The organism is Janthinobacterium sp. GW821-FHT03A03 (genome assembly GCF_059421435.1).
This window is the reverse complement of the sequence record NZ_JBWKUZ010000024.1, coordinates 1-20,686: the sequence shown is the minus strand read 5'-3', so window position 1 is coordinate 20,686 and position 20,686 is coordinate 1. Positions and strand designations below refer to the sequence as shown.

The window sequence follows — 20,686 nt, the reverse complement described above, 5'->3', positions numbered from 1 at the left end:
CCTTAGTGCGCGGCCAGGCTGCGCGCCGGCTTGCGGGCCACGGCGCGCGGCGCGCCAGCCGAACTGGCCGCCAGGCGCGGCGCCGCGGCGCCACCCTCATGCGCCGACAGCTTGAAGCGCGCCACCAGCTGCGCCAGCACGGCCGCCTGGTCCTGCATGCTCGACGCCGCCGCTGCCGCCTCTTCCACTAGGGCCGCGTTTTGCTGCGTCACGCTGTCCATCTCCGTGATCGCCTGGTTGACGTGGCCGATGCCCGTGCTTTGCTCGTGCGAGGCGGCCGTGATGTCGGCCATGATGTCGGTCACGCGCGAGACGGAAGCGACCACCTGATCCATGGTCGTGCCCGCCTGTGCGACGAGGGTGCTGCCGGCCGCGATGCTGTCGACGGAAGCGCCGATCAGTTCCTTGATTTCCTTCGCCGCGCCCGCGGACCGTTGGGCCAGGTTGCGCACTTCGGAGGCGACGACGGCGAAGCCGCGTCCCTGTTCCCCGGCGCGCGCCGCTTCCACGGCCGCGTTCAGGGCCAGGATGTTCGTCTGGAAGGCGATGCCGTCGATGACGCCGATGATATCGACGATCTTGCGCGACGAGGCGTTGATGGTGTCCATGGTGCCGATCACTTGCGCCACCACGGCGCCGCCCTGGCGCGCCACGCTGGACGCCGACTGCGCCAGTTCATTCGCCTGCACGGCGTTGCCCGTGTTTTGCGATACGGTCGAGGTCAGCTCCTCCATCGAGGCGGCCGTTTCTTCCAGCGAGCTGGCCTGCATTTCCGTGCGCGCCGACAAGTCCATATTGCCGCTGGCAATCTCGCTCGACGCCGTGGCGATCGTCTCGGCGCTATGGCGGATTTCGCTGATCGCATCGACCAGGTTGGCCTGCATGGTTTTCATCGCATACAGCACGCTGTGCTTGTCGCTGGCGTGCGTGCGCACGCTGCCGCTCAGGTCGTTGTTCGCGATTTTTTCCGCCACCTCGGCCGCATACTCGGGGTCGCCGCCCAGCGCATGGCGCAGGCTGCGGTTGATCACGACGACAACGGCCGACAGCAAGCCGCACACGAGCACCAGCACGCCCAGCGAAGTGAGCAGCGACTGGCGGAAGGCGGCGTCGATATCGTCCATGTACACGCCCACCACGAGGGTCCAGCTCCACGGCTTGTAGGCGACCACGCGGCTCATCTTCGGTTCGGCGTTCTTCTGGCCGGGACGGGGGAAATGATAGTGGACAAAGCCCTTGCCCGCATCGCTCTTGCCGACGGCGACAATGTCGCGGTACAGATAGGTGCCGTTGGCGTCCTTGAAGTCCGACATGTTCTTGCCGTTCGTTTGCGGCGCGGCGGGATTCATCACGACGACGGCGTCGAGGTTGATGATGGACAAATAACCGGTCTCGCCAAAGCGCATGCTCTTGATGACGGCGGTCGCCTGCTTCTGCGCCTCTTCCTGCGTCAGGGCGCCGCTGGCGGCCAGGTCGCCAAACATCTTCACGGCGCCCAGGCCCAGGTCGGCAGCATTGCTCAGGTCGGCGCTACGTTCCTCGATGCGGATCTTGCGGATTTCCAGGGCGTTATAGACAAAGATGACAGTGATGCACAACAAGCTGCAAATCAGGGGTATCCATAACTTCTGCCGGAACGTCAATTTCTTCATGTGCTGTCTCCAACTGTATATGTGCGGCGAAGGGGCATGGTCCGTACCCGGCGCTGCGGCCGGGAATGCGGCGGCGACGGCGCTCTGGCGGCACCGTTCAGACATATCCAGCATACGCTTGATCTACCGATATTTACAATGCCGGAAGGCAATGATTTTGCCCGGTGTTGTTAATGCGTTGCGACAATTGATGAGAATTGATGTTGCGTTGCAATAAGTTATTGCCAGCACCCGCCGTTCTTTTGCGCTACAGTCACTGCAGTTCCCCACCGCGCAAGGAGCCCCATGTCGACACCCCTTACCTGGCAAGGCTTTGCCATCCTGTCGGCCGTCTTCGCGGCCCTGACGGCCATCCTGGGCAAGCTGGGCGTGGCCCACCTGAACAGCAATATGGCCACCCTGATACGCACGGGCGTCATCCTGCTGGTGACGGCCGCCATCATTTCGCTGCGCGCGGAATGGCAGCGCCCCGGCGGCGGCAACTGGGTGGGCTGGACTTGCCTGATCGCCTCGGGCGTGGCCACGGGGCTGTCGTGGCTGTGCTATTTCCGCGCGCTGCAACTGGGGCCCGTCTCGCTGGTGGCGCCCGTCGACAAGCTCAGCGTGGCGCTGGTGATGCTGGCCGGCTGGCTGGTGCTGGGCGAGCCGTTCACCGTGAAAGCGGCACTCGGCGGCGGCCTGATCGTGCTCGGCTCGCTGATTTTGCTGCTGTGAGGCGATACACGGCACGCGGCGGCGCGCCTGTGTCAGAATGCACGCCGCATAGAATGAATCACGAAAGAACAGCATGACCAAGAACGAAGCCATGAAACGCATCAACGACCGCCTGGGCAAACCCACGCTGACGGACAAGAACACGCACTTTGCCAGCGTCGCCAGCTACGGCACGGACGAAGGCTGGTGGCTGAAGATCCCTTTTCTCACCTTCAAGCAGGAATTGCATTTCATCCTCAACAATGAAAAGACGAAAAGCTTCCAGCACCTGAAAATCGGCGCCAACCAGATCCTCAGCCCCGGCATGAAGTTCCGCAGCACGGGCGGCGCGGCCGACGCCTTCATGTCGGCCTCGGCGCCGAAGCGCCTGGTCGACCTGCTCGACGGCGGCAGCAAGTACAACTTCACCAAACATTTCGTCAACGACTACCGCTACTAAAACACCTGACCAAACCTACTGCGCGGCGCGCTTTGCGGCCTGCGATGCTCACCGTACTAGAGTACGGTTGCGCTTCTTAGCCACAAATCACTACCGCTCGCTACGGTTTTGTCAGGTGCTCTTCATGTCGTTAGTCTTCCCTTGGCGGCAGCCACACCCTGAGCAAATGCCGGGCGATGTCGAGCGCGTCGTCGCGGCTGGTGCCAAAGTGTAAAGGGTAGCCCCAGAACTGGCCGAACGTGGCGGCAAAGGCCTTGCCGGCCAGGCGCTTGGCCGCGCTCGGCTCGACGAGCACCATGCCCTGGATGTAGGCGCGCAGGGCGGCCTTGTGCCGCTTCATCCACAGCACGGCGCGCTTGCGCGCTTCCTGCGGATGGTCATGCCCGTCCTCGTCGAGGCCTTGCTCGCTGAGGATGACGAACGCCTGGCGGCGCGCCAGCAAGTCTTCGAACTGGGCGAACAGGGCCTCGTCCGGGCTGCCGGCGGCAGGGTCGCGGCGCATCCAGACGAGGGGGAAATCGGTGATATCGAGTTGCATGGGGGACTCCTTCAAAGGGGGTTGCCGTTCCTCCTGGCCTTCATCAGAACACGGGCGGCGGCGGTTGCCGTTGAAGCGGGGCTGCGGATAGCCATACGATACCGATGACGGCGCCCGGCGTCATTGCATACAATAGCCACAATATTATTCAATCCAGCCAAAGCCCCCGCCATGCCCTATCCCTTGCTGCCGAGCATGCTCTCCACCCAGCTGGGCCTCGACGCCGCCGCCTCCATCATCGATTTCGACGTCGATGGCGTGCTGCGCCCCGTACTGGCGCTGGGCCTGGCCAGCGTGCGCGAGGAATGGGAACAGGCGCCGCACCAGCACCGCAAGGGACAGCTGCTGTACGCCATACGCGGCGTGATTCATTGCGAGGTGGAAAGTGGCGTGTGGATCGTGCCGCCCCAGTGCGCCGTATGGATACCGGGCGGCCTGATGCACGCGGCCCAGGGCGTGGGCGAAGCCGAGTGCTATTGCCTGTTCGTCGAGCCGGCCATGGCGCCGGCCTTGCCGGCCGTCTGCTGCACCCTGGCCGTCTCACCGCTGCTGCGCGAACTGATCGTCAAGGCGGCCGGCTTTCCCACCCTGACCACCTTGCATGGCGCGCAAGAGCGGCTGGTGGCGACCCTGCTCGATGAACTGGCGGCGGCGCCCGTGGAAGACCTGCATCTGCCGATGCCGCGCGACGCGCGCCTGCGCCGCCTGGCCGCCCTGCTGCTGGCGCAGCCGGCCGACAAGGGCACGCTGGCCGAGTGGGCCAGCCGCATCGGCATGAGCGAGCGCAGCATGACCAGGCAGTCATTGGCGGAAATGGGCATGAGCGTGGGCCGCTGGCGCCGGCAGCTGCATGTGATCATCGCCCTGCAACGGCTGGCGCAGGGCCACAGCGTCAAGAAGATCGCGCTGGAACTGGGCTACGAAAACACCAGCGGTTTCGTCACCATGTTCCGCAAGGCCGTCGGCAAGCCGCCGGCGCGCTACCTGGCGGAACGGGAAACCCATTAAAAAAGGCGGCATATGCCGCCTTCGTCACGCATCGTCGCTTAAAACGATCAGCTTTCGCGTGCCAGCGCCAGAAATTCCGTGCGCAGCGCCAGGTTCGGCTGCATCTCGCCCAGCATGGCCGAGGTGATGGTTTCCTCGCCCGGCGTGCGGATGCCGCGGCTTTCCATGCACAGGTGGCGGCAGCGCACGACCACGCCCACCGACTTCGGTTCCAGCACTTCCATCAGCGCGTTGGCGATCTGCATCGTCATGCGTTCCTGCACCTGCAGGCGCTTGGAGAAGCAATCGACGAGGCGCGTCAGTTTCGACAGGCCGACGATCTTGCCATTTGGCACATAACCGATGGTGGCCTTGCCGAAGAACGGCGCCAGATGGTGCTCGCAATGGCTGTAGACGGGGATGCCGCGCACGACGATGAGCTCGTTGTACTGTTCCGCGCCGTCTTCAAAGGCTTTCAGCAAGTCCACCGGGTCCTGGCCATAGCCGGAAGTCCAGTGCTTCCAGGCTTTCGCCACGCGCGCCGGCGTTTCCAGCAAGCCAGGACGCTGCGGGTCTTCGCCAAAGCTGCTGATCAGCCGGCGCCAGTCGTTTTCGGAGAATTCTTCTTGAGACATGCTAAAACACCCTAAAATTTTCAATTGCCGCCAGTATATAGAAAATGTGGCAGGCTGCCTGAGCCGCCCTACTTTCCCGCTACGCCGGCGGCCGGTGCGCGCCGACCAGCAACGCGGAGATCGACACGCTCGAACTCGCTTCCGGCCAGACATCACCGGGGCCGAACCAGCGCGCCTCGGCAATCTCGTTCTCGTCGAGGCGGATCTCGCCGTCGAGGTAGTCAGCCGTAAACGCGATCATCAGCGAATGGGGAAACGGCCAGGATTGGCTCATGAAGTACTGCAGATTGTGCACGCGCAAGCCCACCTCTTCCATCACTTCGCGGTGCACGGCTTCCTCGATCGATTCGCCCGCTTCCAGGAAACCGGCCAGCGGACTGAAACGCTGCGACGGTGAATGCCTGTGCATGGCCAGCAGCACGTGCTGGCCCTTGCGGATGAGCACCATCATGGCCGGCGAAATGCGCGGATAGGCGAGCATGCCGCAGGCGGCGCAGGTAAAGCAGCGTTCGCCGCGCGTGCGCTGCATGGGCGTGGCGCACACGCCGCAATGGCGGTGCGTGCGCGCCCATTCGGCCAGCTGCGCGGCGCGGCTGGCCAGGCCCAGGAAGGCGTCGTCGACGGCATGGAACAGCGAGCGCATGGGGTGATACGCCAGGCCGCTGTCGGCCGGCAGCTGCTCCACATCCGTCCAGACCGTCTGGCAATAGCGGCCTTGCCACAGGCCGACGGGCTGGGCACGGCTCAGGTCGATATCGAGCGCCGCCGCCTCGGCGGCAGTGGGCAGGGTCAGCCCGGGCGCACGCAGCAGCAGGCGTGCGCGGTGGAAGACAAAGGTCAGCGTCTGCTCGGCGGCCGGGGCCGGTTCGGGCGCATCGATCAGGGGGACAAAGGCATCGGGAGTCTGCAGCATGCTTGGCGGTCAATTGTAAAGGTTGCTCATCATACTCCCGCCGCCCGACGCTTGCGCGCGTAGCAGCGGCCGGCCAGCAAAGCAAGCACGCATGCGGCATGACCGTGTTTTTTTTGCGGCACGCCCAATTCGTTGCGTAAACGAGACTGATAACGATTCTCATTTACGAATAAGCGCCCAATAATTACAATGTCGCTCTATTCGTCCACCGCCAGCCACTTGCCCGTGTGCCAACGCACCGCCGCGCAGCGCCAGCCAGGAACCACTACCCTGACCTTATCGAGAGAGCAAGATGGCAATCAAGAGCCGCAAACACGCCCCATCCCGTTTCAACCAGCACGTCGGCGCCGCCCTGGCCGTGATGCTGCTGCCCGTCGCCGCCCAGGCGGCCGACCCGGCAGGCCAGAGCGCGCCCGCATCGCAGCAAACCCTCAATGAAATCAAGGTCGTCAGTTCCAAGGAAAATGATTTCAAGGCCGAGAAAGCCTCGTCGCCGAAGTACACGGAAGAGCTCGTCAACACGGCGCAAACCATCGTCGTGATCAAGAAAGAATTGATCGAACAGCAAGGCGCGCTGACCCTGACGGATGCGCTGCGCAACACGCCGGGCGTGGGCACCTTCTTCCTCGGCGAGAATGGCAACACGAACACGGGCGACGCCGTCTACATGCGCGGCTTCGACGCCTCGGGCAGCATCTATGTCGATGGCGTGCGCGACGTCGGCTCCATCTCGCGCGACGTCTTCAACATCGAACAGATCGACGTGCTGAAGGGCCCGGCGGGCACGGACAGCGGCCGCGGTTCGCCGACGGGCTCGATCAACCTGGTCAGCAAGACGGCGACCATGGAAAACAAGTTCAATTCCCTGCTGACGGCCGGCAGCGGCAAGCAGAAACGCGCCACGGCCGACTGGAACCGCATCCTCGACAGCGATACCGGCACGGCATTGCGCCTGAACCTGATGACGCAGGACAGCGGCAATCCGGCGCGCGATGAAGTCAAGAACAAGCGCTGGGCCTTCGCGCCCACCGTCACCTTCGGCATCGGCAAGCCGACGCGCGTCACGGCCAGCTACCTGCACGTGGATCAAAACAACGTGCCCGACGGCTTCGTGCCCACCATCGGCCTGCCCGGCTACAGCACGCCGGACAGCATCACGCCGACGAACAAGGTCATCCGCACCTTCCTGAACGGCGCGGCCAGGGTCGATCCGAAGAACTTCTACGGCTCCACCGCGGACCACGACAAGGTCAAGGCCGACATGGGCACCTTGCGCATCGACCATGATTTCTCGCCCACGCTGCAGCTGCAAAACACCACGCGCTACGGCAAGACCCAGCAGGATTACCTGCTGACGGCCTTCATGGGCAGCACCGCCAACCTGAAGACGCCGGTCGCCACCGACCCGTCGACCTGGACCCTGGCGCGCTCGCTGCGCACGGTGAAGGACCAGGAAAACACGATCCTGACCAACCAGACCGTCATCAGCGCGCAATTCGACACGGGCGTGCTCAAGCACTCCGTGGTGGCCGGCGCCGAGTTCACCAGCGAAAAGCAGACCAACTACGGCTATGTGCCCGCCAGCCTGGGCACCATGCCGGACGCCAATCTCTACCATCCGAACCCGCGCGACCCCGTCACTGGCTACCAGCCCGTGCGCAGCGGCGCCTACAGCCAGGGCGAAGTCAACACGCAAAGCGCGTATGTCTTCGACACCATCAAGTTCGGCGACAAATGGATCTTCAACGGCGGCGTGCGCTTCGACCATTTCAACACCAGCTATGACTCCGTCACCCTGCAAACGGCCGTCGCCCCGGGCCAGGTGCAAAAATTGCCGGTGGGCACGCCTATTCCTGTTCACATCACCCTGAACGACACCTTCGCCAACGGCAAGATCTCGGCCCTGTACAAGCCGACGCCGGACAGCAGCGTGTATGCGCTGTGGGCCACGTCGAAGGCGCCGCCGGGCACCAACTTTACGCTGAGCACGGGCGCCAGCAGCGCGCAAAATCCGATCTATGATCCGCAGGAAACCACGACCAAGGAAATCGGCACCAAGTGGGATTTCCTGAAACAAAAACTGTCGCTGTCGGCCGCCATCTACCAGACGGACGTGAAAAATGAAGTGGAACAAGATCCCGTCGACCTGGTCTACTATCAGAATGGCAAGAAACGCGTGCAGGGCGTCGAAATCGGCATGGTGGGCGAAATCATGCCGAACTGGCTGGTCAGCGCCGGCTACACGCGCATGAATACCAAGGTCGAGTCGGGCAAGGTCGTCACGGCCAGCGGCATCAATAACCTCAGCTACACGCCGAAACAGGCGTTCACGGGCTGGACGTCGTACACCCTGCCCTTCGGCCTGAAGATCGGCGGCGGCGCCCGTTACGTCGGTGAAATGCTGCGCGGCACCGACGGCGCCGTCGGCACGCCGGCCCGCGTCGATGCCTACTGGGTCTTCGACGCCATGGCAAGCTATACCGTCAACAAGAACCTCGACTTGCAGTTGAACGCCTACAACCTGGCCGACAAGACCTATGTGGCGGCCATCAACAAGTCCGGCTTCCGCTACACGCCCGGCCAGCCCCGTTCGTTCAGCCTGACGGCCAATATCAAGTTCTAAACACGCATTGCGCCATATCAAGCCCCTCTTCGGAGGGGCTTTTTTATTGTCCTGATAATCTTGTCTTTTTGGCGCAGCGCCACCCTGCCGTGACTAGCGTATGAAAAGTCATACAGCGATGGCCTGCCGCGTCCAATATTTCGCGCAAACGTGCAAAGTTGCGACATCTAAGCAACAAAAAAAGCTTCCTCAAATCAACAACTTAAGAAGTTCGGTCCCAAATTCCCATTTCAGGCATATCCTTTGCTATGTACAGGTTTTGCTGCAAATAATCGCTGGCACGCAAGGGCTTGTTTTTGAGAAATATTGACTCCAAGCTTGAGTTGCTCGCAATCAATAATCCGCTCACAGCGGCGTTTCACCGGAGGAGTCATAATGAAAAAGAAACGGCCATTAACCCTGTACATCCTGATTGCCATGATCCTCGGCATTGCCGTGGGCTATGGATGCAACACCGCCTTCCCTGATGCCAAGCTCAGCGCTCAAATCGCTGGCAATATTTCCATCGTCACCGACGTCTTCTTGCGCCTGATCAAGATGATCATTGCGCTGCTGGTGTTCTCCACCCTGACGGTCGGCATCGCCCACATGGGCGACGGCAAGACGGCCGGCCGCATCGGCCTGAAAGCCATGTGCTGGTTCGTCGTCGCCTCGCTGGTCTCGCTGGCGCTGGGCATGGTGCTGTCGAACCTGATGCAGCTCGGTACCAACCTGGGCTTGCCATTGCCGGACGTACACGCTTCAACGAATTTGAAAACGGCCGCCTTCACCTTGAAAGATTTCTTCACGCATCTGGTGCCGAAGTCGCCGATCGAGGCCATGGCCAACAATGAAATCCTGCAAGTGCTGGTGTTCTCGATCTTCTTCGGCGGCGCACTGGCCGGCCTGGGCGAATCGGGCAAGACCCTGACGGCCGTCGTCGATCAGCTGGCGCAAGTCATGCTGCGCATCACCGGCACCATCATGAACCTGGCCCCGCTGGCCGTGTTCGCCGCCATGGCGTCCGTCATCACCACGCACGGCCTGGGCGTGCTGGTCACGTTTGCCAAGTTCATGGGCGGCTTCTACCTGGGCCTGATGTGCCTGTGGGCCCTGCTGATCGGCGCCGGCTTCATCGTCATCGGCCCCCGCGTCTTCAAGCTCGTGGGCCTGATCCGCGAACCGTTCCTGCTGGCATTCTCGACGGCCAGTTCGGAAGCGGCCTATCCAAAACTGCTGACGGCGCTCGACCAGTTCGGCGTGGACCGCAAGATTTCCAGCTTCGTGTTGCCGATGGGCTACTCCTTCAATCTGGACGGCTCGATGATGTACTGCACCTTCGCCGTGCTGTTCATTGCGCAAGCCTATGGTATCGACCTGTCGATCGGCACGCAGATCACCATGCTACTGCTGCTGATGCTGACCTCGAAAGGCATGGCCGGCGTACCGCGCGCCTCGCTGGTAGTCATTGCGGCAACATTGAACCAATTCAACATCCCGGAAGCGGGCCTGCTGCTGCTGATGGGTGTCGACCAGTTCCTCGACATGGGCCGTTCGGCTACCAATGCGGTCGGCAACGCCGTCGCCACGGCAGTCGTCGCCAAGTGGGAAGGTGGCCTGGCCACGGAAGAAGAAGCAGCCGCGGCCAACGCCGCCAACCAGAACACGGAAAGCCATTGGGGCGAAGCTGACCACGCTAGCAAAGCCTGATAGCGCCATGGCCCGCCACAAGCGGGCTATTTATTTGTTGTCCATGTTGAGTAACAAGCAGTCAGGTAGTGCGATCAGTAGTCATTCCAACCTATTAGAGAGATTTTCATGAAAAAAGTCCTGTTTACCCTGTTGGCCCTCGGCGCAGCTTCCGGCGGCGCATTGGCACAATCGAGCGTGACCATCTACGGCGTGGCAGACGCCGGCCTCGTGTTCGACAAGGATGCGGCCGGCGACCGCCTGAACCGCGTCGCTTCCGGCGTCGCCTCCGGCTCGCGCATCGGCTTCAAAGGCAAGGAAGACCTGGGCGGCGGCCTGGCCGCTACCTTCGTGCTGGAAAGCGGTTTCAATATCGATACCGGCACCTCGGGCCAGGGCGGCCTGCTGTTCGGCCGCCAGGCCTATGTCGGCCTGACCGGCAGCGCCGGCGCCGTCACCCTGGGCCGCCAATATTCTCCGTACTACCTGGCCCTGCGCGACGTGGCCGATCCGTTCGTCATCGGCCTGGCCGGCACGGCGTCGAACCTGATGGTGACGAATATCCGCGTCGATAACATGGTGCAATACAGCACGCCGACCTGGAGCAAGCTGTCGGCCGACCTGGCGTACGGCTTCGGCGAAGTGGCCGGCGACAACGCGAAAAACCGCAGCATGGGCGGCGCCGTGCACTACATCGACGGTCCGCTGAACGTGACCCTGACGCATCACCGCAAGGAAAATTCGCTGGCGACCCAGCAGACCCGCAACACCCTGCTGGCCACGCGCTACGATTTTGGCGTACTGCAAGGTAACTTCGGCTACGCCGACAACCGCGCCCTCGACGACAGCAAGAGCAATGACATCCTGGTCGGCTTCAGCGCCCCGTTCGGCGCCACCAAGCTGGTCGCGTCGTACATCCGCCACAACGACAAGAGCAGCCTGAACCGTGACGCCCAGCAATGGGCCATCGGCGCCTTCTACGCCCTGTCCAAGCGCACCGACCTGTACACCGGCTACGGCCACATCAGCAACAAGAACGGCGCCACCTTCGTCGTCGGCAACGCCACCGACAATGGCACCGGCAACAGCGGTTTCAACTTAGGTATGCGTCACACGTTCTAAGGACGTCGGCCAAAATCTACTGCGCGGCGCGCCTTGCGGCCGGCGATGCTCACCGGCTCGGCGCCACCGTACTAGCGTACGGTGGCGCTTCTCGGCCACAAGGGGGCGCCGAGCCCCACTGCCGCTCGCTACGGTTTTGTCGGACGTCGGAATGTCCGTGAAATATAAGCGTGAGCCGCCGGATGCATATCCGGCGGCTTTTTCTTTTGACGCAATATTTAAATGCGATACTGTGGGTTCTTGCAAGTTGGCAGCTGATTTTATGAATAGCAGTACTACCAAACCCTCCCTTTCCTGGCGCCAGCGCCTGTCGCAACGGTCGGGCCGCGAAACGCTGGCCTGGGGCGTGGTGCTGGCCGCCTGCCTGGCCACCGTCTGGCTCGTGTACTTCTGGACCGAACGCATCGCCATCGGCAAGCTGCAGGCCAGCGGCGCGCAGCGCCTCGAGGTGTATGTGAGCAGCCTGGAAAATGCGCTGGAGAAATACGACTTCCTGCCCAAGACCCTGGAGCTGAACCGCGACGTCATCCGTTTGCTGCAGCACCCGGAAGACCCGGTGCTGGTCGACACGGTCAACCATTACCTCGAGCAGATGAACGCCCAGGCGAAATCGTCAACGATTTTCATCAGCAACCTCGACGGCAACACGCGGGCCGCCAGCAACTGGCAGGGGCCCGACAGCTTTATTGGCGACAATATCTCATTCCGCCCGTATGCCCAGGATGCGCTGCGCGGCACGCCGGGGCGTTTTTATGGCGTCGGCACGACGCGGCTGGAGCCCGGCTACTTCTTTGCCCACGGCATCTACCAGAATGGCCACATGCTGGGCCTGGCAACGGTGAAGGTCAACCTGGAAACGCTGGAAAAGCGCTGGGTGCAGGGCGCCGACAAGGTCATGCTGGCCGACGAACACGGCGTCATCTTCCTCAGCTCCATGGCGGACTGGAAATACAAGACCCTGGCGCCCCTGTCGCCCGCCGTGCTGGCCGAACTGAACCGCACGCGCCAGTATTACTCGAAACAGCTGGAAGCCATCCCCTTCGTGTCGGACCGCCAGTTGGGCAATGGCGCGCGCGTGATCAGCGTGCGCGAACACGAGCATGCCGACGCGCCGCCGAAGATCAGCTCCAGCGTCATGACGCAGATCAAGCTCAAGTCGCCGCAAGGCTGGACCTTCATTTACCTGTCCGACCTGGCGCAAGCGAAGGCCAGCGCCCGCGCCGCGGCCGCCTTCTCGTGCGTGCTGCTGGGCTTTTTCATGCTGCTGTTCTTTTACCTGCGCCAGCGCCGCGCCGCCGTGGCGCAAAAACTGCGCGCCCGCGAAGACTTGCAGCACGCCTATGACAACCTGGAAGCCATGGTCGAGGAACGCACGTCGGAACTGAACGCCATGACGCAAAGCCTGAGCCAGGAAATCGAGGTGCGCAGCAAGGCCGAGCAAAAGCTGCACATCACGCAGAATGAACTATTTCAGGCCGGCAAGATGGCCGTGCTGGGGCAGATGTCGGCCAGCATCACGCACGAACTGAACCAGCCGCTGACGGCGCTGCGCACCATGTCCGACAATGCCGTCATCCTGCTCGAACGGGGCCGGCTCGACGACGCGCGGCGCAATCTGGCGAAGATCTCGCAAATTGCGGCCAGGATGGGGACAATTACAGGCCAATTGAAAGTTTTTGCGCGCAAATCGACGACCAGCCTGACTTCCGTCTCGATTCCCACGGCGATCAGCAACGCCCTGTTCCTCGTCGAGCGCCGCCTGCAGGTGGAAAATGTGCGTTTTACTTTGCAACTGCCGCCCGACGACATCTTCGCCATGTGCGAAAGCAACCGCCTGGAGCAGGTGCTGGTGAACCTGTATGCCAATGCGCTCGACGCCATGAACGGCAGCGACGTGCGCAGCCTGCGCGTGTCCGTCGAATGCACGCAGGAGCATGTGCTGATCCACGTGGCCGACACGGGCCCCGGCCTGTCGACGGAAGTGTATGAACACCTGTTCGAGCCGTTCTTCACGACCAAACCGCAGGGGCTGGGGCTGGGCCTGGGACTGGCCATCTCCGAACAGATCACGCGCCAGTTCGGCGGCGTGCTGCGCGCCGAAAACGCCCCCGGCGGCGGCGCCGTCTTCACCATCGAACTACAGATTGCAACGCAGGAGGAAAAACATGTTTGACGGCTTGAAGGTCTTGCTGGTCGAGGACGACCCCACCGTGCGCGAGGGCAGCGAGCAGGCATTGCAGCTGGCCGGCCTGGACGTGCTGGCGTTTCACTCGGCCGAACTGGCCTATAAACTGCTGACGCCGGATTTTCCCGGCATCATCGTCAGCGACGTGCGCCTGCCCGGCATGAGCGGCCTGGAGCTGCTGCAAGCGGTCAAGACGCTGGACCCGCACCTGCCCGTGATCCTCGTCACGGGCCACGGCGACATCACCATGGCCGTGCACGCCATGCGCACGGGCGCCTACGACTTCATCGAAAAACCGTATTCCTCCGACCAGCTGGTCGACGTCATCCTGCGCGCGCTGGAAACGCGCAGGCTCATGCTGGAAGTGCACAGCCTGCGCCGCCAGCTCGAGGACGGCGGCGGCATCGAAGCGCGCTTACTGGGCAATTCCGTGGCGATGCGCGACATACGGCGCTTGATACTCGACGTTGCCGACGAACCGGCTGACGTGCTGATCTACGGCGACACGGGCACGGGCAAGGAAATGGTGGCCCGCTGCCTGCACGACTTCAGCCACCGCCGCAAGCACAACTTTGTCGCCGTCAACTGCGGCGCGATTCCCGAAAGCATTTTTGAAAGTGAAGTCTTCGGCCACGAACCGGGCGCGTTCACGGGCGCGGCCAAGCGGCAGGTGGGCAAGATCGAGCATGCCGACCACGGCACTTTCTTCCTCGATGAAATTGAATCGCTGCCCCTGTCGCTGCAAGTCAAATTGCTGCGCGTGCTGCAGGAGCGCTATATCGAGCGCCTCGGTTCAAACGTGCCCACGCCCGTCGACGTGCGCGTCATCGCGGCTGCCAAGCTGGACCTGGAAGACTTGTCGCAGCAGCAGAAATTCCGCAGCGACCTGTACTATCGCCTGAACCTGATCGTGCTGCATCTGCCGCCGCTGCGCGAACGGCGCGAGGATATTCCCATCCTGTTCGAGCACTTCGTGCTGGCCGCCGCCGCCCGCTACAACCGCGCCGCACCCGTGGTTTCCAGCGCGCAGATGCGCAACCTGATGGCCCATTCCTGGCCCGGCAATGTGCGCGAACTGCGCAATATCGCCGACCGCTTCGTGCTGGGCATTGCCGGCGGCGCCTCGAGCCTGCTGGCGGGCGGCCAGGCCAGCCCCCTGTCGCTGGCGGAACAGGTGAACGGCTTTGAGCGCGCCCTGATCGAACAGGAACTGCGCGCATATTCGGGCAACGTCAGTGACGTGAGCGCGGTGCTGGGCTTGCCGAAACAGACCCTGTATCACAAGATGCAGAAGTACAACCTGGTGGCGGAAGAGTTCCGCTAGGGAACGGCACGGTGACAGGCTTGTCAAAAAGAGCAGCAATGTATTGCCTTATGGTATATATTGTTTCTTTTTGATAATTTTTTGAGCCAATGAAAAAACCTGCTTTCCTCTTTTCCCTCTTGCTCAGCGCCACCAGCTTTGCCCAGGATATCGCCACCACCGAAGCACCCGCTGCCGCCGCCGAGGCGGCCAGCGCGCCGGCGGCGCCGGCAACATCCACCGTCAGCCGTCTGCGCCTGTTCGGCCAGAATGGCGCCACCGCCTTCCTGTACCGCGACAGCAGCTGCATCCGCGGCATGTTCAGCGATGGCGTGGAAAAGGCCAGCGGCGGCATGAGCTCCGCCTTCGGCTCCCTGATCGGCACGGTCAGCAATACCAGCCTGGGCATTCCGGAAACGGCAACGTCGCAAAACCTGGCGCGCAAGGACGGCTTCTTCTCGAAGGCCTATTTCCGCGAATATGAGATTCCTGCGGGCAAGCCCAGCAGCCTGCGCCTGGGCTTCCAGGATGTCTCGCCGTTTTACGTGGCCAACGGCGTGCGCTTTGACAGCGTGTCGCCCAGCTGCCATGGCGACATCACCTTCACGCCGCGCGCCGGCGAGGATTACGAAGCGGCTTTCTCTTGGGAAGGCAAGCGCTGCAGCATCAGCATCAACCAGGTGATCGCCAGGGAAGGCAAGACGGAACTGGTGCCCGTGCCCGTCACCCGCGCACCGGGCTGCTGATACACCTCAGGCGGCGCCGACGTAGCCCGTGCGCAAGGGCGTAACCCAGTCGGGCCGGCCGTTGGCCAGCGCCAGCCGGGCCGCCTTGTCCCAGTCATACTCGACCGCATGCAACTGCGCCGTCCAGGCGCCGTCCGCGCCCTGCTCGGCGATGGCGTAGCGCGCGTGCGGCGTGCCGTTCTCCATCAGGTGCGGATAGCCGTGGTCGTCGTCATACGCCTGCAAGCCCACGCTGCCCGGGTTGAGGACCAGCCGCCCATCGGCCAGGCGCAGCATGCGCGGCATGTGGGTATGGCCGCACAGGATCAGGGCCGCCTCGGCCGTCCCGGCCCGTTCCGCCACCTCCTCCGGCGTGGCGGCGCGGCTGCCTTGCGGCGTGACGCTGTCGAGAAAATACACGAGGTCGCTTGTCGGCGTGCCATGCACGAGCAGCACGTCCTTGCGCAAGCGCAAGGTGGCGGGCAGCGCGTCCATCCACGCGAGTTGCTCGGGCAACAGTTGTGCGCGCGCAAAGGCGTCCGACGCGCCCATGCGGGCCGGATCGCCGAACAGCTGGCGCTCATGGTTGCCACGGATGGTGGGCAGGTCCAGCGCCATCAGCCGCGCCGCCGTGGCGCGCGGCTGCAGATGGCCCGAGACGATATCGCCGAGGTTGACGGTCACGTCCACGCCCCGTTGCGCAATGTCGGCCAGCACGGCCTCGAGCGCGTCGAGGTTGCCGTGGATATCGGAAATGGCGGCGATTCTCATGTGGTGTCTCCTCCTCTGGCACACCATTCTGCGCGCGTCAGACGATACAGGCAATGCGCGCGCAAGCGGTGGCCGGGCGGCAGGGCCGGATGCTCGAAGGTGGCTTGCTCGCGGCGCATGCCCAGGCGCGCCATCAGGGCGCTTGAGCGCACGTTGGGCAAGGCGGTGAAGGAGACGATTTCCGGCAGTTGCAAGCGTTCGTATCCCGCCTGCAGGGCGGCCTGCGCCGCTTCCTGGGCGTAACCTTGTCCCCAGTAGTCATGGGCCAGGCGCCAGCCGATTTCCACGCATGGCGAACACGGTAATTGCACGGCGGGAATATGCAGCCCCGTCATGCCGATGAAGGCATTGTTTTCGCGCAAAGCCACGGCCCACAAGCCCCAGCCCCGCCCGGCGATCAGGCTACGGCAGCGCAGCGCCATGGCATCGCTGGCCTCGCGCGACAGGGTGGACGGGAAAAACTCCATCACGCGGGGATCGGCATTCAGGGCCGCGAACGGCGCCAGGTCGCTGTCGCGCCATTGCCGCAGCAGCAGACGCGGCGTGTCCAGTTCCATGATTTCCTGCATCGTTGACTTCCTCTCATCACCAGTCTTGACATGCGGTTTAGCTGCGGTAGGACAAATCCGACGGCCACTTGCGCCGTGCGGCTACGTGATCCAAAAGCAACAATTGCTACCATTTCCTCATTGCATTTCCGTACCAGCCGCCCCGACGTCGCGGCCGTTTTCACTTTATTTTTGAGGAGTAGCCCCATGTTTGCCACGCCCGTCCCCGCCCGCCTGTCGCCACCACGTTTGCGCCATCTTGCCTTGCGCAGCGTCATGATGCTGGGCGTCATGGGCATTGCCACGGCCGCCGCCACGGCGCGGGCGGAACCGTCGCCCGCCCTGGACCGCGTCAGCATCTCGGTAGGCGCTTTTTCGGCCGAGCCGCGCATCAATATCGGCGCCGACACGCAGTTTGGCCGCATCGACGCGCCCGAATCCAAGCAGAGCCACACCACGATTCCCCGCGTAAAAGCGGACTTGCTGATCGGCGACCGCCACGGCCTGGCATTCGACTACTACCGCTACGACAAATCCTACACGCCGACGCTCACCGGCGAAACCATCATCAATGGCCAGCCCGTCACGGGCACGGCCACGGCGAACGCCGATCTGAAGCTGGACCTGGCCAAGCTGGCCTACAAATGGTGGCTCGGCAGCGGCAACGACACCTTCGGCATCGGCCTGGGCGCCGCCTACTACCATGCCAGCCTGAACGGCACGGCCACCGGCGTCGTCAATGGCGAGACGGCCACGGCGCGCGATTCCATCGGCGAGCACGCGTTCGCGCCGCTGCTGGAAGTGGGCTGGCGCCACGCCTTCACGCCGGACTTGCGCATGTACGCGGAAGCGTCGGGCATCAAGAAAAACGGCGGGCGCATCAACGGCCACATCTACGGCGGCAATATCGGCGTGGAATGGTTTCCGTTCAAGAACATCGGCTTCGTGGCCGACTACGGCATCTCGAAAATCAAGCTACGCCGCGACAGCGAACGCAGCGCGGACCTGAACGTGCGCCTGACGGGCCCCTCCGCCTATGTCAAGGTCCGCTTCTAAGGCAGCTCAGGCCGCCGGTTTCAGCAAAGTCAGCTGGAACTGCGGCAAGTCCGGATCCTCGTACGCCTCGATCCTGGCAAACGGCAGGCACGCAAGCGCCTGCCGCCAGAATGCCTGCGCTGCGGCATCGGCGCGGAACACTGCCACCATCCACGTGTGCGCGCTGCCCAGCAGTACCCGGCGCACCACTTCCAGGGCCACGCCCCGGCGCCGGTATTTTTTCAGAATAAAAAAGTCGCTGAACTCCCGCACCGGCAACGCGCCCGCGGTGGCCGGCTCCGTCATGTAAAAACCCGCCAGTTCGCCATCGACCTCGATCCAGTGCGCCGTGTGGCCCGCTGCATGCACATACGACGCCAGGCCCGCATCGCACACATCGTAGCGGCCGTCGGCCAGCACGTCTTCGCCGCTCCAGGCGCTATTGTCGTAACAGTACAGCTGGAACAGCCGGGCCAATACCGCCTCTTCGCCAGGGGCAATGGGGCGCAAGGCGATGAGCTTGTTTATTGCATGCATGATGAACTTTCCCGCGCGGTGGCGTTGATCCAGTCTGCGATCTTATCACCCCGGCATCCGTGCAATGAAACCTTGATGCAAAGCAAACAGGCGGCGCATTCCATGAGTGCGCCGCCTGTTTCTTATGCGCGGTCAATACATCAGCGGTATACGAGGCCACCATCGATCAGCGGCGCCTGGCCCGTCATGTAGTCGGAATCCGGCCCCGCCAGGAAGGAGACCAGGCCCGCCACGTCGTCGGGCGTCTCGGCGCGTCCCAGCGCAATGCCGTCCACGTATTTTTTATACGTCGCCCCCAGCTCGGCGCCCGTCACTTCGGCCATGCGCTTGTCGATCTCGACCCACATGTCGGTGCCGACGACGCCTGGGCAATACGCGTTGACGGTGATGCCGTCGGCGGCCAGCTCCCTGGCCGCCGCCTGCGTCAGCGCGCGCACGGCAAACTTGGTGGCCGAGTACACGCCCAGCAGGGCAAAGCCGTCATGCCCGGCGATGGAACAGGCATTGATGATCTTGCCCTTCTGCCGGCGCTTCTTGAAAGTCCTGGCGGCCGCCTGGATGCCCCAGAGCGTTCCTTGCACATTGATGCGCATGATGCGGTCGACCTCTTCCGGCGTAACATCGAGCAAGGGCTGCACTTGCGCGATGCCGGCATTGTTGACGATGATGTCGAAGCCGCCCAATTGCTTCTCGGCAAACGCCACCGCTTCAGTGACCTGATCGAGTTGCGACACGTCGGCAATGAAGGTGACGGCGCGGCGTCCCAGCGCGCGCACTTCGGCGGCGGCCGTGTCCAGCTTCTCCTGGTGCAGGTCGACCAGCGCGATATCGGCGCCATCCTTGGCCAGGCGCAAGGCGATGGCCTTGCCGATGCCTTGCGCGGCACCCGTGACCAGTGCGACTTTTCCGGAAATACCCATTTGCGTTCCTTTCAATACAGGGAAAAAGACTTGCAAAACCGGTCCGGCGCAGCGGCGCCCGCGGCCGGTTCCGCAGCATGGAGACGCGTCAGCCTACCTGAAACTGGCATTTGGCCGCCGCTTGAAACGTGCGCAGCCCAAAAAAAGTACATGGATCAAGAAAGGTGGAAAAACCGTCCTCGATGCGGCCATGCGCGCTGGCGTACAGGCGCCTGGCAGCCGCCGGCGTAAGATGGGCGGCAGCACCATCGCCTGCCTGTCAATCCACGTGCAAAGGAAATTCATATGCCGCGTCGTCACCTGTCCCTCCGCGCCAGCCTGCTGCTGGCGGCCCTCGTGTTTGCCACGCCCGCCTGGAGCGCCGATCCTGTCCACAAGGAAACAGTGGAATTGACGGCAGGCCAAGCCGCGTACAGCGTGAAAGGCAAGATCAAGGGCTACGCCACGGCCGAATACACGGTCACGGGCAAGGCGGGACAGACCCTCAGCGTCAAGCTGAAAACCAATCAGGCGTCGAATTACGTCAATATCCGCCAGGCCGGCCAGGAGGAAGCGCTGTTCGTCGGTGCGCGCAGCGGCAACAGCTTCCAGGGGGCGCTGCCAGCCGATGGCGCGTACACGGTGCAGGTGTATCTGATGCGCAATGCGGCGCGCAGGAATGCCGTGGCCAGCTACAGCCTGGAAATGCGCTTGCGCGATTAAGCCAGGGACAGGCCAACGCGGTCGATGCGGCCCGCATAACAGCCCCGCTTGGCATTGTGGACGTGGATATAACTGACGTCCGCATTGCCGAATAATCGTGCAATGACGGCCTCGATGGCGGTGCCTTCCACCACCTCGGCATCGAGCATCATGCCATCGGCGCAATAGGCGCGCAGCGACAACAGACGCAGCCGCATCGATTCCGGCACCTGGTTGACGGCATCGTACGCTTGCGTGGCCCCCTCGCGGACAAAAATGGCGTGGCAAGCCCGGTAGGGCGTCATGGCCGGCTGGCACACATGATTCAACAACAGCACGGTTTCGCCCAGCGCGGCTTCCACCATTTCTATACGGTCAGGAAATCCGGGATGCTGGTCGACCACATGGCGCCGCATGCCGCGCGCCGCCAGCTCGGCATCGGATAAAGCAAAAAAAGGCAGAAAAGGTTCGGGCGACAGCCCCGTGATGCGAAAATCCATGCGGTTCTCCTGCGTCGTCAACACTGCCATCAGACCAGCATCGGAACTGCGCCGCCATCCGTTTCTTGCTGTGGAATGTGACGATCCGACCCGGATGGCCTTCTGCAGCCCCTGCTGTCCAGTCCTAAAATAGGTTGACAGTATTTATTGCTGCACAAACGCCCGATGCACCGCATCGGGCGTTTTGTAC

At 63.0% G+C, this 20,686-nt stretch carries 20 protein-coding genes; 11 read left to right on the top strand and 9 right to left on the bottom strand.

All coding sequences use genetic code 11. From position 1 onward, the window contains the following. Window positions 1–2: 2 nt before the first annotated feature. The gene (locus AC07VI_RS26215; RefSeq protein WP_086146557.1) at window positions 3–1,652 is read right to left on the bottom strand and encodes a methyl-accepting chemotaxis protein; all 1,650 of its coding nucleotides are present in this window, start codon (window positions 1,650–1,652) and stop codon (window positions 3–5) included. A gap of 285 nt (window positions 1,653–1,937) precedes the next feature. On the opposite strand from AC07VI_RS26215, the gene AC07VI_RS26210 reads away from it, so the two are divergent. Next, window positions 1,938–2,366, top strand: a complete 429-nt coding sequence (locus tag AC07VI_RS26210) for an EamA family transporter (RefSeq protein ID WP_099375497.1) — start codon at window positions 1,938–1,940, stop codon at window positions 2,364–2,366. A gap of 73 nt (window positions 2,367–2,439) precedes the next feature. Then, on the top strand, window positions 2,440–2,805 hold the full coding sequence (locus AC07VI_RS26205; protein ID WP_034781254.1) for a hypothetical protein: 366 nt from the start codon (window positions 2,440–2,442) through the stop codon (window positions 2,803–2,805). Between the two features lie 130 nt (window positions 2,806–2,935). Here AC07VI_RS26205 and AC07VI_RS26200 read toward each other — a convergent pair whose 3' ends face one another. Next, entirely contained in the window at window positions 2,936–3,343 is a 408-nt protein-coding gene (locus AC07VI_RS26200; protein WP_086146560.1) for a hypothetical protein, read from the bottom strand. A gap of 195 nt (window positions 3,344–3,538) precedes the next feature. Between AC07VI_RS26200 and AC07VI_RS26195 the strand changes: the two genes are divergently transcribed. After that, window positions 3,539–4,351: an AraC family transcriptional regulator gene (locus AC07VI_RS26195; RefSeq protein ID WP_086146597.1), complete on the top strand. Its 813-nt coding sequence runs from the start codon at window positions 3,539–3,541 to the stop codon at window positions 4,349–4,351. Between the two features lie 47 nt (window positions 4,352–4,398). Here the strand turns inward: AC07VI_RS26195 and folE are convergent, their stop codons facing one another. Together folE and nudC are read right to left on the bottom strand one after the other, a co-directional pair. After that, the gene (gene folE / locus AC07VI_RS26190; RefSeq protein ID WP_034754386.1) at window positions 4,399–4,965 is read right to left on the bottom strand and encodes a GTP cyclohydrolase I FolE; all 567 of its coding nucleotides are present in this window, start codon (window positions 4,963–4,965) and stop codon (window positions 4,399–4,401) included. A 79-nt stretch (window positions 4,966–5,044) separates the two neighbouring features. Further along, window positions 5,045–5,878, bottom strand: a complete 834-nt coding sequence (gene nudC, locus AC07VI_RS26185) for an NAD(+) diphosphatase (RefSeq protein ID WP_492991811.1) — start codon at window positions 5,876–5,878, stop codon at window positions 5,045–5,047. A 292-nt stretch (window positions 5,879–6,170) separates the two neighbouring features. Between nudC and AC07VI_RS26180 the strand changes: the two genes are divergently transcribed. The 6 genes from AC07VI_RS26180 to AC07VI_RS26155 all read left to right on the top strand — a co-directional run bounded on the left by AC07VI_RS26180 (window position 6,171) and on the right by AC07VI_RS26155 (window position 15,525). Next, entirely contained in the window at window positions 6,171–8,501 is a 2,331-nt protein-coding gene (locus AC07VI_RS26180; RefSeq protein ID WP_086146562.1) for a catecholate siderophore receptor Fiu, read from the top strand. A 375-nt stretch (window positions 8,502–8,876) separates the two neighbouring features. Further along, the gene (locus tag AC07VI_RS26175) at window positions 8,877–10,190 is read left to right on the top strand and encodes a dicarboxylate/amino acid:cation symporter (RefSeq protein ID WP_086146563.1); all 1,314 of its coding nucleotides are present in this window, start codon (window positions 8,877–8,879) and stop codon (window positions 10,188–10,190) included. Between the two features lie 108 nt (window positions 10,191–10,298). Further along, window positions 10,299–11,291: a porin gene (locus tag AC07VI_RS26170; RefSeq protein ID WP_086146564.1), complete on the top strand. Its 993-nt coding sequence runs from the start codon at window positions 10,299–10,301 to the stop codon at window positions 11,289–11,291. Between the two features lie 262 nt (window positions 11,292–11,553). After that, complete coding sequence (locus AC07VI_RS26165; RefSeq protein WP_086146565.1) at window positions 11,554–13,464, top strand: sensor histidine kinase; 1,911 nt, start codon at window positions 11,554–11,556, stop codon at window positions 13,462–13,464. Continuing rightward, window positions 13,457–14,800 carry a sigma-54-dependent transcriptional regulator gene (locus tag AC07VI_RS26160; RefSeq protein WP_086146566.1) on the top strand — a complete coding sequence of 448 codons (1,344 nt, stop codon included), beginning with the start codon at window positions 13,457–13,459 and terminating at the stop codon, window positions 14,798–14,800. Before AC07VI_RS26165 ends, AC07VI_RS26160 begins: the two co-directional genes overlap by 8 nt. Window positions 14,801–14,889: 89 nt before the next feature. Beyond that, window positions 14,890–15,525, top strand: coding sequence for a hypothetical protein (locus tag AC07VI_RS26155; RefSeq protein WP_139842548.1), 636 nt, complete (start codon window positions 14,890–14,892; stop codon window positions 15,523–15,525). Between the two features lie 6 nt (window positions 15,526–15,531). On the opposite strand, the gene AC07VI_RS26150 is transcribed toward AC07VI_RS26155, so the two are convergent. Both AC07VI_RS26150 and AC07VI_RS26145 read right to left on the bottom strand, forming a co-directional pair. Continuing rightward, window positions 15,532–16,275: a metallophosphoesterase family protein gene (locus AC07VI_RS26150; RefSeq protein WP_086146568.1), complete on the bottom strand. Its 744-nt coding sequence runs from the start codon at window positions 16,273–16,275 to the stop codon at window positions 15,532–15,534. Continuing rightward, on the bottom strand, window positions 16,272–16,844 hold the full coding sequence (locus tag AC07VI_RS26145; RefSeq protein WP_086146569.1) for a GNAT family N-acetyltransferase: 573 nt from the start codon (window positions 16,842–16,844) through the stop codon (window positions 16,272–16,274). Before AC07VI_RS26145 ends, AC07VI_RS26150 begins: the two co-directional genes overlap by 4 nt. Window positions 16,845–17,030: 186 nt before the next feature. Here AC07VI_RS26145 and AC07VI_RS26140 point away from each other — a divergent pair, with 186 nt between their 5' ends. Continuing rightward, window positions 17,031–17,879: a porin family protein gene (locus AC07VI_RS26140; RefSeq protein WP_086146570.1), complete on the top strand. Its 849-nt coding sequence runs from the start codon at window positions 17,031–17,033 to the stop codon at window positions 17,877–17,879. 6 nt (window positions 17,880–17,885) lie between these two features. On the opposite strand, the gene AC07VI_RS26135 is transcribed toward AC07VI_RS26140, so the two are convergent. Together AC07VI_RS26135 and AC07VI_RS26130 are read right to left on the bottom strand one after the other, a co-directional pair. After that, entirely contained in the window at window positions 17,886–18,395 is a 510-nt protein-coding gene (locus AC07VI_RS26135) for a GNAT family N-acetyltransferase (protein ID WP_086146571.1), read from the bottom strand. Between the two features lie 140 nt (window positions 18,396–18,535). Beyond that, window positions 18,536–19,315 carry an acetoin reductase gene (locus AC07VI_RS26130; RefSeq protein WP_086146572.1) on the bottom strand — a complete coding sequence of 260 codons (780 nt, stop codon included), beginning with the start codon at window positions 19,313–19,315 and terminating at the stop codon, window positions 18,536–18,538. Between the two features lie 285 nt (window positions 19,316–19,600). Here AC07VI_RS26130 and AC07VI_RS26125 point away from each other — a divergent pair, with 285 nt between their 5' ends. Further along, window positions 19,601–20,017 (top strand): hypothetical protein, encoded by a 417-nt coding sequence (locus AC07VI_RS26125; RefSeq protein ID WP_086146573.1) that lies wholly within the window; start codon window positions 19,601–19,603, stop codon window positions 20,015–20,017. Here the strand turns inward: AC07VI_RS26125 and AC07VI_RS26120 are convergent. Then, window positions 20,014–20,496 carry a DUF1203 domain-containing protein gene (locus AC07VI_RS26120; protein ID WP_086146598.1) on the bottom strand — a complete coding sequence of 161 codons (483 nt, stop codon included), beginning with the start codon at window positions 20,494–20,496 and terminating at the stop codon, window positions 20,014–20,016. The genes AC07VI_RS26125 and AC07VI_RS26120 overlap by 4 nt on opposite strands. Window positions 20,497–20,686 lie beyond the last annotated feature (190 nt).

What these genes read in the sequence shown, in the direction of transcription:
- AC07VI_RS26215 (WP_086146557.1), bottom strand. Translation starts at nt 1,652, where the DNA reads ATGAAGAAATTGACGTTCCGGCAGAAGTTATGGATACCCCTGATTTGC.
- AC07VI_RS26210 (WP_099375497.1), top strand. Translation starts at nt 1,938, where the DNA reads ATGTCGACACCCCTTACCTGGCAAGGCTTTGCCATCCTGTCGGCCGTC.
- AC07VI_RS26205 (WP_034781254.1), top strand. Translation starts at nt 2,440, where the DNA reads ATGACCAAGAACGAAGCCATGAAACGCATCAACGACCGCCTGGGCAAA.
- AC07VI_RS26200 (WP_086146560.1), bottom strand. Translation starts at nt 3,343, where the DNA reads ATGCAACTCGATATCACCGATTTCCCCCTCGTCTGGATGCGCCGCGAC.
- AC07VI_RS26195 (WP_086146597.1), top strand. Translation starts at nt 3,539, where the DNA reads ATGCTCTCCACCCAGCTGGGCCTCGACGCCGCCGCCTCCATCATCGAT.
- folE (WP_034754386.1), bottom strand. Translation starts at nt 4,965, where the DNA reads ATGTCTCAAGAAGAATTCTCCGAAAACGACTGGCGCCGGCTGATCAGC.
- nudC (WP_492991811.1), bottom strand. Translation starts at nt 5,878, where the DNA reads ATGCTGCAGACTCCCGATGCCTTTGTCCCCCTGATCGATGCGCCCGAA.
- AC07VI_RS26180 (WP_086146562.1), top strand. Translation starts at nt 6,171, where the DNA reads ATGGCAATCAAGAGCCGCAAACACGCCCCATCCCGTTTCAACCAGCAC.
- AC07VI_RS26175 (WP_086146563.1), top strand. Translation starts at nt 8,877, where the DNA reads ATGAAAAAGAAACGGCCATTAACCCTGTACATCCTGATTGCCATGATC.
- AC07VI_RS26170 (WP_086146564.1), top strand. Translation starts at nt 10,299, where the DNA reads ATGAAAAAAGTCCTGTTTACCCTGTTGGCCCTCGGCGCAGCTTCCGGC.
- AC07VI_RS26165 (WP_086146565.1), top strand. Translation starts at nt 11,554, where the DNA reads ATGAATAGCAGTACTACCAAACCCTCCCTTTCCTGGCGCCAGCGCCTG.
- AC07VI_RS26160 (WP_086146566.1), top strand. Translation starts at nt 13,457, where the DNA reads ATGTTTGACGGCTTGAAGGTCTTGCTGGTCGAGGACGACCCCACCGTG.
- AC07VI_RS26155 (WP_139842548.1), top strand. Translation starts at nt 14,890, where the DNA reads ATGAAAAAACCTGCTTTCCTCTTTTCCCTCTTGCTCAGCGCCACCAGC.
- AC07VI_RS26150 (WP_086146568.1), bottom strand. Translation starts at nt 16,275, where the DNA reads ATGAGAATCGCCGCCATTTCCGATATCCACGGCAACCTCGACGCGCTC.
- AC07VI_RS26145 (WP_086146569.1), bottom strand. Translation starts at nt 16,844, where the DNA reads ATGCAGGAAATCATGGAACTGGACACGCCGCGTCTGCTGCTGCGGCAA.
- AC07VI_RS26140 (WP_086146570.1), top strand. Translation starts at nt 17,031, where the DNA reads ATGTTTGCCACGCCCGTCCCCGCCCGCCTGTCGCCACCACGTTTGCGC.
- AC07VI_RS26135 (WP_086146571.1), bottom strand. Translation starts at nt 18,395, where the DNA reads ATGCATGCAATAAACAAGCTCATCGCCTTGCGCCCCATTGCCCCTGGC.
- AC07VI_RS26130 (WP_086146572.1), bottom strand. Translation starts at nt 19,315, where the DNA reads ATGGGTATTTCCGGAAAAGTCGCACTGGTCACGGGTGCCGCGCAAGGC.
- AC07VI_RS26125 (WP_086146573.1), top strand. Translation starts at nt 19,601, where the DNA reads ATGCCGCGTCGTCACCTGTCCCTCCGCGCCAGCCTGCTGCTGGCGGCC.
- AC07VI_RS26120 (WP_086146598.1), bottom strand. Translation starts at nt 20,496, where the DNA reads ATGGATTTTCGCATCACGGGGCTGTCGCCCGAACCTTTTCTGCCTTTT.